The following is a 14,084-nucleotide window of genomic DNA, read 5'->3' on the forward strand; positions in this document are numbered from 1 at the left end:
CCCCCCCCCCCCCCCCCTCCCCCCCCCCCCCCCCCCCCCCCCCCCCCCCCCCCCCCCCCCCCCCCCCCCCCCCCCCCCCCCCCCCCCCCCCCCCCGCCGTCAGCCGTCGTTGCTAGCCGCGACGACGGGTGCGGCGCGTCACCAGCGCCAGCCCACCGCCGAGGAGCAGGAGACTCCCCGCCAGCCCGGCCAGGTGGGTGTTCGCGCCGGTGCTCGGCAGGTGGCCGTGCGGCGGCTTCGCGGTCACCGTCGCGCTGGACGGCGGGGAGGTCACCGGCGGACCGGACGGCGGAGTGCCCGTCGCCGTCGAGGTATTGGTGATCTTCCCGCTGTTCAGGTCGGCCTGCGTGACGGTGTAGGTGGCGGTGCAGGTCACGGACGCGCCCGGTGCGAGCGAGGCGGCGCCTGCCGGGCAGGTGATCACGGGCGGGGTGCCGCTGCCGGAGAACGCCGTCTCGTTCACCGTCACGTCGGTCAGTGTGACGTTCCCGGTGTTGGTCACCAGGAAGCTGTAGTCGACGGTCTGACCCGCGGCCGTGACCGTGGTCGGGGAAGCCGACTTCACCACGGTGAGCGCCGGGGCCGGGGTGTTCGGGACGCTGGTCGAGGACGGCGGGGACGTCGCGGGCGGGCCGGTGGGCGGAGTGCCCGTCGCTGTTGCCGTGTTGGCGACCTTGCCGCCGTCCAGGTCGGCCTGCGTGACGGTGTAGCTGGCGGTGCAGGTCACGGACGCGCCCGGTGCGAGCGAGGCCGCGCCCGCCGGGCAGGTCACCACGGGAGCGGTGCCGCTGCCGGAGAACGCCGTCTCGTTCACGGTGACGTTGGTCAGGGTGACGTTGCCGGTGTTGGTCACCAGGAAGGAGTAGTGCAGCACCTGGCCGACGGCGGTCAGTTCCGTCGCATCCACCGACTTGACGATGGTGAGCGCCGGGTTGGGGGTCGTCGTGACGGTTGCGCTGGAGGGCGGTGAGGTCACCGGGGGGCCGGTGGGCGGTGTGCCGGTGGCCGTCGCGGTGTCCGTGATGCTGCCGGCGTTGAGATCAGCCTGCGTGACGGTGTAGCTGGCGGTGCAGGTCACGGACGCGCCGGGCGCGAGGGAGGCGGCGCCGGCCGGGCAGGTGATCACGGGCGGGGTGCCGGTGCCGGAGAACGCGGTCTCGTTCACCGTCACGTTGGTCAGGGTCACGTTCCCGGTGTTGGTCACCAGGAAGCTGTAGTCCACGACCTGCCCGACGGTCGAAACCGTGGTCGGCGAGGCGGACTTGACGATGGTGAGCGCCGGGGCCGGGGTGTTCGGGACGCTGGTCGAGGACGGCGGGGACGTCACCGGCGGGCCGGTGGGCGGGGTACCCGTTGCCGTCGCCGTGTTGGTGACCTTCCCACTGTCGACATCCGCCTGCGTGACGGTGTAGCTGGCGGTGCAGGTCACGGACGCACCGGGCGCGAGCGAGGCGGCGCCGGCCGGGCAGGTGATCACGGGCGGGGTGCCGGTGCCGGAGAACGCGGTCTCGTTCACGGTGACATTGGTCAGGGTCACGTTCCCGGTGTTGGTCACCAGGAAGGAGTAGTGCAGCACCTGGCCGGCACCGGTCAGTTCCGTCGCATCCACCGACTTCAGGATGGTGAGCGCCGGGTTGGACGTCGCGGTGACGGTTGCGCTGGAGGGCGGTGAGGTCACCGGCGGGCCGGTGGGCGGTGTGCCGGTGGCCGTCGCGGTGTTGGTGATCGAGCCCGCGTTGATGTCGGCCTGCGTCACCGTGTAGGGGGCGGTGCAGGTCACGGACGCGCCGGGGGCGAGGGAGGCGGCGCCTGCCGGGCAGGTGATCACGGGCGGGGTGCCGGTGCCGGAGAACGCGGTCTCGTTCACCGTCACGTCGGTGAGGGTGACGTTGCCGGTGTTGGTCACCAGGAAGCTGTAGTCCACGACCTGCCCGACGGTCGAAACCGTGGTCGGGGACGCGGTCTTCATGATCGTGATCGCCGGAGCCGGTGTCGCGGTGACGGTTGCGCTGGAGGGCGGTGAGGTCACCGGCGGGCCGGTGGGCGGTGTGCCGGTGGCCGTCGCAGTGTTGGTGATCGAGCCCGCGTTGATGTCGGCCTGCGTCACCGTGTAGGGGGCGGTGCAGGTCACGGACGCGCCGGGGGCGAGGGAGGCCGCGCCTGCCGGGCAGGTGATCACGGGTGGGGTGCCGGTGCCGGAGAACGCGGTCTCGTTCACCGTCACGTTGGTGAGGGTGACGTTGCCGGTGTTGGTGACCAGGAAGCTGTAGTCGACGGTCTGCCCGACGGCGGTGACCGTGGTCGGGGACGCGGTCTTCACGATCGTGAGCGAGGGCGTCGCGGGGACCGGGGTGTTGGTGAAGGTGCAGAGCACCATCGGGCTGTTCTTGCCCTCCACCGTGGGCGGGAACGGCAGGTTGAAGGTGGTCGCTCCGGTGCCCGAGGCGACCGGGGCGTTGCCGTTGGCGGTGTCGACGCAGTCGTAGGCGGTGGTGTAGTTGGCGAGGCTGCCGGAGGCGGCGGTCTCGGTCAGCGTGTAGGTGGTCCCCGACACGGCGATGACCGGGCCGGCGGGGGGTGTCTGGACGCCGGTGCTGGTGCCGGTCGTGGTGGCGGTGTTGCCCTGGGTGATGCCGCCGCCGGTGATCGCCAGGCCGAACTGGTCGTTCGAGGTGGTCGACTCGGCGAACCGGCCGACGATGTTCTTCTGCAGGGCCAGGGTCGGGTTGGTGGAGCAGGCGCCGAGGTCCACGGACAGGAAGGCGTTGTTGGAGTACGGCGTGGGCCCGGCCGTGATCGCGCCGGTGTTCGGGTTGAGCTGCTCCAGGTAGGTGGTGCTCCCCGAGGCGAACTCGATGTAGAGGTTTCCGGCGTTGTCGAAGGCCGCCCCGTTGAACGAGTTGCCGTTCGGGTTGGGCAGGGTGCTCAGCACCGTGTCGGTCAGCGGCACACCGGTGGCCGACCCCGTGGTGGGGATCGGCCCGGCCACCCGACCGATGGCGGCGTCGGTGCCGACGGAGGAGAGGACGTAGAGGTTGCCGGCGGCGTCGAAGGTGATGTCGCCGTTGGGGCCGGAGGCTCCGGTGACCGGCAGGTCGAACGTGGCGATCACGCCGGGGATCGCGGTGTTGGTGACGGTGTTGAAGCCGTAGAGGGTGGCCACGCCGGGTGTGGTCGCCGTGCCGGGTTCGAAGCTGGCGTAGTAGTAGATGCCGTTGGCCGGGTTCACCGCGCCGGCGACGAAGGAGTCGGTGGTGGCGCCGGCGGATCCGGTGTAGGTGGTCCAGGCCCCGGTGGCCGCGTTGTAGCCGTACACGTTGACGGACCCGGCGACGGTCGGGGTCTGGTCGACCACGTAGGCGGCGGTGCCGCCGTCGGTGATTCCGAGGGCGTTGGTGAAGCCCGACCCGGCGGGGAGCGTGCTGACCGTCGTCGCGGTCACGCTGGATCCGCCGACGGTGCCGGCGGCCAGGGCGAGCAGGGTGCCGGTCGCGGCGGTGGAGGAGCCGCGCTGGATGGCGTAGATCGTGTTGCCCGTGCAGTCCAGGGGGTCGCCGGGTGCCCGGGGCAAGCGGCCGAGCGGGGCGGCGCTGCTCGGGCCGGCCGGTCCGGCCGCTGCGGATGGCGTGGTCTCCGGGGACGGCGTGGTCTCCGGGGACGGGGCTCCTGGAGCGCTGCTCTGGCCGGTGGGCGTCGAGGCCGCTGACGGGTCGGCCTTCGCCGTCGTGGCGCCGGCGCCGGGATCCTTCCACTCCAGCACGACGAGGCCGTTGCCGCCGTCGCCGCTGTGGCCGCCGCCCTTGGCCGCGTCGGCGCCGGTGTTGGCGTCGGTATCGGCGCCGTTGACGTCCGTGATGGACGGCGCGAAGCCGCCGAAGGCCGCCCCGGTGACGTACTGGCGCTCGGTCACGTGAGGGGCAAGGCCTTGCGGCCCGTCTTCAGGACCGGCCCCGGCAGCACCGGCGCCGCTCGCGGTCGCGGTCTCAGTCGCGCTCGTGGCCGTGCCGCCGTCGGCTGCCAGCAGGGTGTCCGCGGGGGTGTGGGACTGGCCCGACCGGATGGTGGAGGCGCCGCCGTTGCGGGCCGCCGGGGAGTCTGCGGCGTCGTCGGGGTGCGAGCGCCCGCCCTGACCCGGTACCACCGTCAGTCGCTGTCCGGCCGTCACTTCCAGCAGCGCGGTCGCGTAGGCGCCGGCGGCGCCCGGCCGGTTCGCGTGCTCGCGGCCGGCCGCGGCGGTGTCGCCGTCGGCGGCCGCACCCGCGCCCCAGGCCTTCGCCCTGATCGAGGAGACCCCGGTGGGGACGGTGAAGTCCTGGTCGCTTCCGGTGTAGGCGAAGGACAGGCAGTCGGTGTAGCCGGCATCCGCCGGGCACGCCTGAGCCGCGTGCGCGGCGGGGGCGGCCAGCAGCGGGACGAGCGGCACCGGCGCCAGCATCAGCACGGCCGCGAGTACTCCGGACCAGCCGCGCCGATTCGGGGCGGCTCTCCCCGGTGCCTCGAAGGCTCGGGCCAAGCCCCAGCGGCGTCTGACTTCGGGCATCGGGGACTCCCCAGGGTGTTCACGGGACGCGTGGATGGCGGCATAAATACGCCATAAGGTGACGAAACGACTATGCCGTATACACCATCCGGGCCGATTCGGCACGCGGGGGAAGTCATCCCGGCGGCCCACAGGGACGGGCCGGCAATAGCGGACGGGCCGTCAAGGTGCGGCCGTCGGAGTGACGGCCGGTACTGCGGCGATCGTGGCGGCCCCCGCCCGTCCCTGGGGCTCCACCCGCCGACGGACGGTCGGGCGCAGTGGGCCCGGCGAGACCGCCTTGCGCGCGAGACCCGCTGGGCACGCCCGTGTTGTGCGTAACTCACCTTCTGCCAGAAGGAGTTGATCCGACCGGATCGAGGAGCGCCGAGCATGGCGGAGGGCCGGGGCGGTACCCGGTGCCTCCCGAACGGCCTTGGCAGGGGCGGGCCCTGGTCACGGGACGAGCACCGGGCGCTCGCGCAGGCCGCCAGCGGCGAGGCGGGTGCGGGCGTCGGCGGCGCGGGCCAGGCGCAGGGTGAGGCGGCCGTCGGCGGTGATCCACGCGTTGGCCACGCGGATGCCGCGCCGGCCCGCCGGCCGGCTGCCGCCGGCCACCGCGACGAAGGCGCCGCGGCGGCGCACCGCGCCGAGGGTGGCGGCGCAGTTGGCCGGCCGGGGCTGTTCGCAGCCGGAGAATTGATGGTTCGTCAGTCGCCGGGTCCGGTGGCGAAGGCGGCGATGTCGGCCAGCGGCGGGCGGTAGCCGTGGGTGGTGTCCACGTACAGGTGCGGCGCCGGCAGGGACGGCGGGGTGAAGTCGTCCAGCAGGTTGCCCGGGCCGGGCGGGGCGGCGAGGAGCGTGCGGTCGGCGTGCGCGGCGCGGTGCGGGTGCGTCGTCAGGCGGGTGCGGATCCGGGCGCGGGCCACTGCCGGGTCCACCCGGCAGTGCACGATGCGCAGTTCGGCGTGTTCGGCCAGCGGGCTCAGGCCGGGCCGCCACAGCCGGTCCTGGTACGCGGCCTCCGCCACCACGCTCACCCCCGCGCGCACCAGGACCTCCAGGACGTCGAAGAACGCCGCGCGCACCGCCTCGTCGGGGTTCCCGGCCCGGGTGCCCGCGTGCACCAGGCCCTCCTTCAGCTCGTCCCGGCACACCGCCGGGCAGCCGAGGGCCTGTGCCAGCGCGTGGGCCAGCGTCGTCTTCCCGCTGCCCGGCCCGCCGCTCACCACGATCAGCATCTCGGACCCCTTTCGTCAGGCCAGGTCAGGTCAGGTCAGGTCAGGGCGCGGAGCAGGCGGTCGGCGAGGGTGGGGTAGGGGCGGCAGTCCAGGACGGGCAGGTGGTGGGTGCGGGCCTGGTCGGCGAGCCAGTGGGAGTAGCGGGCGCTGACGGCGGCGCGGCGCTCCTGCGGGCCGCAGTCGGGTTCCCGCTGGGCGTAGTTGGCGCTGATGCCGGCCGCGTCGCCCTCGTGCAGGAACACGGCGCGCACGACGCGGCCCTGTCCGGCGGCCTCGGCGGCGGCGCGGGCGGCGGCGGCCGGGGTGAGGTAGTCGCCTTCGACGATCGCGGGCACGTCGACGGTGAGGCGGTTGCGCACCACGCCGAGCAGGGCGTCGTCCAGGGCGCGGGCGGTGGCGATCTGCAGTTCCAGGACGCGGTCGGCGGGCAGCGCGTCGGGGTCGTCGAGCCCGTCGAAGTGGTGCAGGCCGGGGTGGCCCTCGGCGGTGGTGGCGGCGTGCAGGGCGGCGGCGACGTCGTCGAACTCGACCACGAACGCGCCGCTGTGCCGGGCGAGTTCGGCGGCGGCGCGGCTCTTGCCGAGGCCGGAGGCGCCGCCGAGCAGCAGGACGTCCCAGGTGGGGGCGCTGCCGTTGACGTCCCCGTTGCCGCTCCCGCTGCCGTTGTTGTCGTTGCTGTGCATCCGGGCACGGTACCCGCCGCGCGGGGTGGGGCGGTAAGCGGTTTCGGGGGCGGGCGGGCTCTGAGGGGTGAGGGAGATGTGGGACTTCCTCGCCTGGCCCCCGGCGCCCGACAGCCGGCCCCGGCCCGGTCCCGTCCGTCACCCGCGCCGCGCCCGCCCCCGGTGCGGCGCGGGTGACGGGAAGCGGGCGCACTGTCCCCGGTGGTGCCGGCCGCCGGGCGCCGGTTCAGTCGTCGTGCAGCGGGCGGCGCACCGCCCAGGGCAGGACGAACCACAGCCCGGCGAAGATCAGCGCGACGACGGAGGTGATGGCCAGGGCCGTGGCGGTCCCGAGCACGACGTCCAGGACGAGCAGCACGGCGCCGGTGAGCGCGCAGGCGAGCAGCATCAGGCCCAACTGGGCGATGTGGGCGGAGACCTTGACGATCCGCGCCTTGCCGGGGTGGCGGAACAGCCCGCGGTGCAGCGCCACCGGGGTGGCGAACACGGCCGAGGAGATGACGGCCAGCAGCAGGGTGGTGACGTAGACGTCCTGCTGGCCGTCGGTGAGGGTGGCGAAGCGCGGGGTGAAGGCGACCCCGAGCAGGAACGCGAACACGATCTGCACGCCGGTCTGCAGCACCCGCAGCTCCTGCAGCAGTTCCACCAGCCGCCGGTCGGCCCGGGCCCCCGGGCTCTCCGGGCTGCCGGACGGCGACGGCTGGGGCGGCTGGGGCTGCGGTCCGGGCTCGGGTTCGGGCTGGGACGGCGGCGGAGTGCTGGTCATGCGTCACATTCTGCTGGCCCGCCGCCCGGTGCGGTGCCGTCCAGGCGGTGCTGCCAGGCGGTGAGGAGGGCCTGCAGGGCGGCGGCCTCCTCGGGGGACAGGAGGGCGAGCAGGCGGTGCTCGTTGCGCATGTGGGCGGTGAACGCCTCGTCGATCAGCCGCAGGCCGGCGTCGGTGAGGGCGACGAGGCGCCCGCGCCGGTCGCCCTCGGCGAGGCGGCGGGTGACCAGCCCGGCGCGTTCGAGGCGGTCGATCCGCTTGGTCATCGCGCCGGTGGTGACCATGGTGTGGGCGGCGAGCTCCCCGGGGGCCCGCTCGTAGGGGGCGCCGGCCCGGCGCAGCGCGGCCAGGACGTCGAACTCGCCCTCGCCGAGGCCGTAGCGGGAGTAGACCAGGGCGAGTTCGCCGGTCAGCCGGGCGGCGAGGCGGTGCAGGCGGCCGATGACGGCCAGCGGGGAGACGTCGAGGTCGGGGCGTTCGCGCCGCCACTGGGCCTGGATCAGCGCCACGTGGTCGGCGTCCGCGCCCGGCGGGGAGGGCGTCCGGGGGTGCTGCTGGTGGTGCTCCATGGGGCCATCCTACCGCCAGTACCTTCCCGGGAAGGTATATTGCCTTCCATGGAAGCCAATCTGCGGTGGGTGCTGCTGACCGCGGTCGCGCCGCTCGCCTGGGGCGCCAACTACTACGTCACCCACGCCTACCTGCCCGCCGACCGGCCCCTGTGGGGCGCGGCCCTGCGCGCCCTGCCCGCCGGACTGGTCCTGCTCGCCCTGTCCCGCCGCCGCCCGCACGGGCCCTGGTGGTGGCGCAGCGCCCTGCTCGGACTGCTGAACGCCGCGGTGTTCTTCGTCCTGCTCTACCTCGCCTCCCAACTGCTGCCCACCAGCACCGCCGCCACCGTCATGGCCGCCTCCCCGCTGGCGATGCTGCTCACCGCCTGGGCGCTGGCCGGGCAGCGCCCGCACCGCGCCCACCTGGTCGGCGCGGTGGTGGGCCTGGGCGGGGTGGCGCTGACGCTGCTCGGCGCGGGCGGCACGGTCAGCGGGGTGGGGCTGGCGGCGTCGGTGGCGGCGATGCTGGTCTCCTGCGTCGGCTACGTGCTGGCCGCCCGCTGGCGCGAGGGCGCGGACCCACTGGCCGTCACCTCCTGGCAGCTGACCGCCGGCGGCCTGATGCTGCTGCCCCTGGCCGCCGCCGTGGAGGGCGCGCCCCCGGCGATGGACGCCCGCACGCTCCCGGCCTTCGGCTACGTCGCCCTGGTGGCCACCGCCCTCGCCTTCGCCCTCTGGTTCGCGGGCCTGCGCCACCTGCCGGCCGGCACGGTCGGGCTGCTCGGCCTGCTCAACCCGCTCGCCGGCGTCCTGCTGGGCGCCGGCCTCGCGGGGGAGGGGCTCGGCGCGCGCCAGGTGTGCGGGCTGGCCCTGGTCCTGGCCGGCGTCCTGCTCGGCCGCCCCCGCGGGCCCGCCCGCCCTGCCGAAGCCTCAGTCGTGGCCAAATCCATGACCCGCGTCAAGAATTGACGGACCGACAGTCCAACAGTCGGGCCAGGTGATGGTCCAGGACGGCGCGCGCGGCCTCGGGGGAGCGGTGCCCGATCGCCACGGCCACGGCCACGGCCGCAGTCGCCGCCCGGCCCCGCCCCGTCCTGACCGGCCCCTGGCGCCCGCGCCCCGCTGCGCCGCGCCGGCGCCCGCTGCCCGTAGGCTGGGCGGGCCGTCACCGGCACAGACCGTCACCAGTACTGACAAACACGACAGAAGCGGGCAGGGGCATGCAGTTCGACGACCAGGGCGACCTCGACACCTCGCAGGTGGACGACCGGCGCGGGATCCCGGGCGGGAAGGTCGCCATCGGCGGCGGGGCGGTGGGCCTGATCGTCGTACTGTTCGCGGTCGTCCTGGGCGTGGACCCCCAGTTGCTGGGCCTGTCCTCCGGCGGAGGCTCCACCACCTCCAGCGGCGCGCACACCGCCGGCGAGGTGCAGCAGGCCTGCAAGACCGGCGCGGACGCCAACCGGCGCCAGGACTGCCGGATCGTGGCGGTCACCAACAGCGTGCAGGAGTTCTGGCGCGCCGAACTGCCCAAGCGCACGGGCACCGCGTACCGCAACGCCGAGACGGTGCTGTTCACCGGTCAGGTCTCCACCGCCTGCGGCCCGGCGACCTCCGCCGTCGGCCCGTTCTACTGCCCCGGTGACCGGAAGGCCTACTTCGACCTCGGCTTCTTCAACGAGCTCTCGGCCCGCTTCGGCGCCAAGGGCGGGCCCTTCGCCGAGTCCTACGTCGTCGCCCACGAGTACGGCCACCACATCCAGAACCTCCTCGGCACCATGCAGAAGGTGGGCAGCGACCGCCAGGGCGCCAACAGCGCCTCCGTGAAGCTGGAACTCCAGGCCGACTGCTACGCCGGGGTGTGGGCGCACCACGCCACCACCACCCCGCAGCCCTCCACCGGGCGGCCGCTGATCGCCTCCCTCACCGACCAGGACATCGCCCAGGGCCTGGACGCGGCCGCGGCCGTCGGCGACGACCGGATCCAGAAGCAGGCCACCGGCCGGGTCAACCCGGAGAGCTGGACCCACGGCTCCTCCGACCAGCGCAAGACCTGGTTCACCACCGGTTACCGCACCGGCGACCTCGCCCAGTGCGACACCTTCGGCAAGCTCTAGCCCGGTGAGCCGGCGAACCGGCTCCCGGAGTGCGGCGGCGCGCCCCTGTCAGATGTCAGGGACCGCCGCCGCGTCCGCGTTCCTAGGCTGCTGAGCACCGGCCGGACCCCACGTCAGGCCGCTCACCAGCCAAGGGAGAACCATCCATGCGCAGGATCACCCACGCCGTCGCCGCCCTCGCCCTCGCGACCGCGGCCCTGACCACCCTGACCACCCTGGGCGCCGGCAGCGCCGGCGCCGCCGACGGCTCCTGGGCGGGCTGTCCGTACGGGGCGGTCTGCGTCTACCCGCAGAACCAGAACCCGGCCTCGGCCCCGAGCGAGGTGTACTGGAGCTACGGCGCGCACAACCTGAGCAACCAGTACGGCAACCACTGGGTCCTCAACAACCAGTCCGGCGGCGCCCACGCCCACCTGTGTCGGGGCTCGGGCGGCGGCAGCTGCGTCTACGACATCCCGGCGCAGAACGGCGTCTGGTACGACCTGGGCCCGATCAACTCGATCACCCTCGACCGCCCCTGACGCGTCGTTCCTGACGCACCGGTACCACCTCCGCACGGGGGCGCCCGCCGCACGGGGGACGGCGGGCGCCCCCGCCTTCCTGACACTCCGACAGGTTGATCGACTCTTGAACGGCGGGCCCCGCAACGGGCGCCGCCGTTCCGTCATTTGGAGCTTCCTCCAGGTTTCAACTCCCCGTCAGTGTTCATGAAGATAACGAGTAGAGGCGCATCGCCCGCAGTCTGAATTTACTTATTGACGTCATGTACGCGTTCAGGTTTAACTCCCCCCACCCCGCCGCAGAGCCGCGGCGACGTCAGGGAGAGGCACCCCCATGAACGCAGCACTGCGTCGCGTCCTCATCGCCACCACCGGCATCTCACTGGCCCTGTCCATGGCCGCCTGCGGCAAGGCGGGCGGCGACAAGAAGGACGCGGCCGCCTCCGGAGACGGCAAGTCCATCGGGCTGCTCCTACCCGAGAACGCCTCCTCCACCCGCTACGAATCCTTCGACCGCCCCTTCGTCGAGGCCAAGGTGGCCGCCCTGTGCGCGGACTGCAAGGTCCTGTACAACAACGCCGAGGGCAGCGCCGCCAAGCAGAAGCAGCAGTTCGACACCCTCCTCGCCCAGGGCGTGAAGGTGATCATCCTGGACCCCTTCAACGCCAAGTCCACCCAGGGCTGGGTCCAGGAGGCCGCCGCCAAGGGCGTCAAGGTCGTCGCCTACGACCGCCTGGCCACCGGACCGGTCGCCGCCTACGCCTCCTTCGACAACGAGAAGGTCGGCGAACTCCAGGGCCAGGCCCTCGTCGACGCCCTCGGCCCGCAGGCCGCCGACGCCAACGTCGCCATGATCAACGGCGACGAGGCCGACCCCAACGCCGCCGACTTCAAGACCGGCGCCCACAAGATCCTCGACGCCAAGGTCAAGAAGATCGTCTACGAGCAGTCCGGCCAGTGGGACGCCACCGTCGCCGGCCAGAAGATCGGCGCCGCCGTCACCCAGCTCGGCAAGAACGGCTTCCAGGCCGTCTACTCCGCCAACGACGGCATGGCCGGCGCCATCATCACCCAGCTCCAGGGCGCCGGCATCAAGGTCCCCGTCGGCGGCCAGGACGCCGGCCTCGACGCGATCCAGCGCATCGTCAACGGCGACCAGGCCTTCACCATCTACAAGGCCTACCGCCCGCTCGCCGACTCCGCCGCCGAACTGGCCGTCGCCCTCCTCAAGGGCAAGGACGTCAAGGCCGTCGCCACCGCCACCGTCGACAGCGCCACCGACAAGGCCATCCCCGCCAAGTTCCTGGACGCCAAGGTCGTCACCAAGGCCAACATCGCCACCACGGTCGTCGCCGACGGCCTCTACAAGGTCTCCGACATCTGCACCGCCGACTACGCCGCCGCCTGCGCCGCCGCCGGCCTCAAGTAGCCCGGCCCCGCCCAGCTCGACCCGGGTCCAAGTCCACCACCGCAGAAGAAGGTTCATGTGACAGGCGCACCCGTCCTCCAGCTGCGCTCGGTCTCCAAGCGCTTCGGTGCCGTCCAGGCCCTCACCGATGTCGGCCTCGACGTGCACACCGGTGAAGTCCTCGCCCTCGTCGGAGACAACGGCGCCGGCAAGTCCACCCTCGTCAAGACCATCGCGGGCGTCCACCCCGTCGACGAGGGCACCATCACCTGGCACGGCGAGCCCGTGCGCCTGACCCGCCCCCAGGACGCCCAGGCCCTCGGCATCGCCACCGTCTACCAGGACCTCGCCCTGTGCGACAACCTCGACGTCATCGCGAACCTGTTCCTCGGCCGCGAGAAACGCCGCCGAGGGCTCCTGGACGAGGTCGCCATGGAGCAGCACGCCCGCGAACTCCTCGACACCCTCGCCATCCGCATCCCCGACGTGCGCACCCCCGTCGCCGCGCTCTCCGGCGGCCAGCGCCAGGTCGTCGCCATCGCCCGCGCCCTCGTCGGCGAGCCCGCCCTCGTCATCCTGGACGAGCCCACCGCCGCCCTCGGCGTCGAACAGACCGCCCAGGTCCTCGACCTCGTCGAGCGGCTGCGCGAACGCGGCCTGGCCGTCGTCCTCGTCAGCCACAACATGGCCGACGTGCGGGCCGTCGCCGACACCGTCGCCGTCCTGCGGCTGGGCCGCAACAACGGCGTCTTCCCCGTCGCCGGCACCACCCAGGAGCAGATCGTCTCCGCCATCACCGGAGCCACCGACAACGCCCACGCCCGGCGCCAGGCCCGCCACACCGAGGAGGAGGACGCCGCATGACCACGCCCAGCACCCCCGCCGACACCCCCGCGGCCCCCGGCGCCGACCCCGTGGCCCCCGGCGCCGACCCCCGCCTGCACACCCGGGCCGCCGGCCCCGCCGGCTACCTGGACGCCGCCCGCCGGCGCCTGGCCGCCGGCGAGCTCGGCTCCCTGCCCGTCGTCGTCGGCCTCATCCTGATCGCCGTCATCTTCCAGTCCGTCACCGGCCACTTCCTCCAGGCCGACAACCTCACCAACATCACCCGCTTCATCGCCGGCCCCGGCCTCATCGCGGTGGGCGTCGTCTTCGTCCTCATCCTCGGCGAGATCGACCTCTCCCTGGGCTCCGTCGCCGGCGCCAGCGCCGCCCTCGCCGCCGTCCTCGCCGTGCGCCAGGGCGTCGCCGAATGGCTCGCCGTGCTCGCCGCCCTCGCCGCAGCCACCGTCATGGGCCTGCTGCACGGCCTCTTCTTCGCCCGCGTCGGCGTCCCCGCCTTCGTCGTCACCCTCGCCGGCATGCTCACCTGGAGCGGCCTGCAGGAGTACGTCCTGGGCGACCTCGGCACCGTCAACAACCGCCACGGCGGCCTCATCGCCACCCTCGACACCACCTTCCTCGGCGATGGCGACATCGCCTACGCCTGGGCCCTGGCGGTCCTCGCCCCCGCCCTCTACCTGCTCGCCCACCTGCGCACCGCCCGCCGGCGCACCGCCGCCGGCCTCACCGCCCGCCCCACCGCCGACACCGTGGTGCGCACCGGCGCCCTGGCCGTGCTCACCCTCGCCACCGCCTACGCCCTCAACCAGGACCGCGGCCTGCCGCTGCCCCTGGTCGTGCTGGTGGGCGTCGTCGTCCTCACCGACTTCGTCCTGCGCCGCACCTCCTACGGGCGCCAGATCTTCGCGGTCGGCGGCGGCGTGGAGGCCGCCCGGCGCGCCGGCGTCAACGTGGCCCGGGTGCGGATCTCCGTCTTCATGCTGTCCGCGTTCCTGGCCGGCCTGGGCGGGTTGTTCTACGCCTCCCAGCAGGGCTCCGCCGACAAGCAACTGGGCGGCGGCAACGTCCTGATGAGCGCGATCGCCGCCGCCGTCATCGGCGGCACCAGCCTCTTCGGCGGCCGCGGCAAGACCTGGTCCGCGCTGCTGGGCATCCTGGTGATCCAGTCCATCACCACCGGCCTGGACATGGTCCACGCCGCCCAGGCCATCCAGTACATGATCACCGGCGCCGTCCTGCTCGCCGCCGTCGTCCTGGACTCCCTCTCCCGCCGCACCCGCACCACCGCCGCCCGCACCTAGCCAAGCCGAAAGACCCGGGCCCGCGTCTACCGGGCTGGGGGGGGGGGGGGGGGGGGGGGGGGGGGGGGGGGGGGGGGGGGGGGGGGGGGGGGGGGGGGGGGGAGGGGGGGGGGGGGGAGGGGGGGGGTGGCCGGCGGAGGAGACATGGGGTCGCT

12 protein-coding genes are annotated in these 14,084 nt (G+C 73.8%); 6 read left to right on the top strand and 6 right to left on the bottom strand.

Annotated elements, in window-relative coordinates; all coding sequences use genetic code 11:
- Positions 1-112: 112 nt before the first annotated feature.
- The 6 genes from AC07BF_RS07440 to AC07BF_RS07465 form a co-directional block, all read right to left on the bottom strand.
- Positions 113-4,540, bottom strand: a complete 4,428-nt coding sequence (locus AC07BF_RS07440) for a beta strand repeat-containing protein (RefSeq protein ID WP_478333058.1) — start codon at positions 4,538-4,540, stop codon at positions 113-115.
- A gap of 435 nt (positions 4,541-4,975) precedes the next feature.
- A complete protein-coding gene (locus AC07BF_RS07445) occupies positions 4,976-5,164 on the bottom strand; it encodes a hypothetical protein (RefSeq protein ID WP_478333059.1) in 189 nt (62 codons plus the stop codon).
- A gap of 65 nt (positions 5,165-5,229) precedes the next feature.
- Positions 5,230-5,760 carry a P-loop nucleotide/nucleoside kinase family protein gene (locus AC07BF_RS07450; protein WP_478333060.1) on the bottom strand — a complete coding sequence of 177 codons (531 nt, stop codon included), beginning with the start codon at positions 5,758-5,760 and terminating at the stop codon, positions 5,230-5,232.
- Positions 5,761-5,795: 35 nt separating this feature from the next.
- Positions 5,796-6,443, bottom strand: a complete 648-nt coding sequence (locus AC07BF_RS07455; RefSeq protein WP_478333061.1) for an AAA family ATPase — start codon at positions 6,441-6,443, stop codon at positions 5,796-5,798.
- 226 nt (positions 6,444-6,669) lie between these two features.
- Complete coding sequence (locus AC07BF_RS07460) at positions 6,670-7,209, bottom strand: DUF6328 family protein (protein ID WP_363587884.1); 540 nt, start codon at positions 7,207-7,209, stop codon at positions 6,670-6,672.
- A complete protein-coding gene (locus AC07BF_RS07465; RefSeq protein ID WP_400810437.1) occupies positions 7,206-7,778 on the bottom strand; it encodes a MarR family winged helix-turn-helix transcriptional regulator in 573 nt (190 codons plus the stop codon). The genes AC07BF_RS07460 and AC07BF_RS07465 overlap by 4 nt, the downstream gene beginning before the upstream one ends.
- Before the next feature lie 48 nt (positions 7,779-7,826).
- On the opposite strand from AC07BF_RS07465, the gene AC07BF_RS07470 reads away from it, so the two are divergent.
- The 6 genes from AC07BF_RS07470 to AC07BF_RS07495 all read left to right on the top strand — a co-directional run bounded on the left by AC07BF_RS07470 (position 7,827) and on the right by AC07BF_RS07495 (position 13,929).
- The gene (locus AC07BF_RS07470; RefSeq protein ID WP_478333062.1) at positions 7,827-8,729 is read left to right on the top strand and encodes an EamA family transporter; all 903 of its coding nucleotides are present in this window, start codon (positions 7,827-7,829) and stop codon (positions 8,727-8,729) included.
- A 251-nt stretch (positions 8,730-8,980) separates the two neighbouring features.
- Positions 8,981-9,877: a KPN_02809 family neutral zinc metallopeptidase gene (gene ypfJ, locus AC07BF_RS07475; protein WP_363587878.1), complete on the top strand. Its 897-nt coding sequence runs from the start codon at positions 8,981-8,983 to the stop codon at positions 9,875-9,877.
- A 146-nt stretch (positions 9,878-10,023) separates the two neighbouring features.
- Positions 10,024-10,398: a hypothetical protein gene (locus tag AC07BF_RS07480; protein ID WP_363587876.1), complete on the top strand. Its 375-nt coding sequence runs from the start codon at positions 10,024-10,026 to the stop codon at positions 10,396-10,398.
- Positions 10,399-10,711: 313 nt separating this feature from the next.
- Positions 10,712-11,806, top strand: coding sequence for a sugar ABC transporter substrate-binding protein (locus tag AC07BF_RS07485; protein ID WP_363587874.1), 1,095 nt, complete (start codon positions 10,712-10,714; stop codon positions 11,804-11,806).
- 57 nt (positions 11,807-11,863) lie between these two features.
- Complete coding sequence (locus AC07BF_RS07490) at positions 11,864-12,649, top strand: ATP-binding cassette domain-containing protein (RefSeq protein WP_363587872.1); 786 nt, start codon at positions 11,864-11,866, stop codon at positions 12,647-12,649.
- Positions 12,646-13,929: a sugar ABC transporter permease gene (locus AC07BF_RS07495; protein ID WP_400986812.1), complete on the top strand. Its 1,284-nt coding sequence runs from the start codon at positions 12,646-12,648 to the stop codon at positions 13,927-13,929. The genes AC07BF_RS07490 and AC07BF_RS07495 overlap by 4 nt, the downstream gene beginning before the upstream one ends.
- Positions 13,930-14,084: the final 155 nt, after the last annotated feature.

It is taken from the genome of Kitasatospora sp. NPDC043950 (assembly GCF_056435345.1).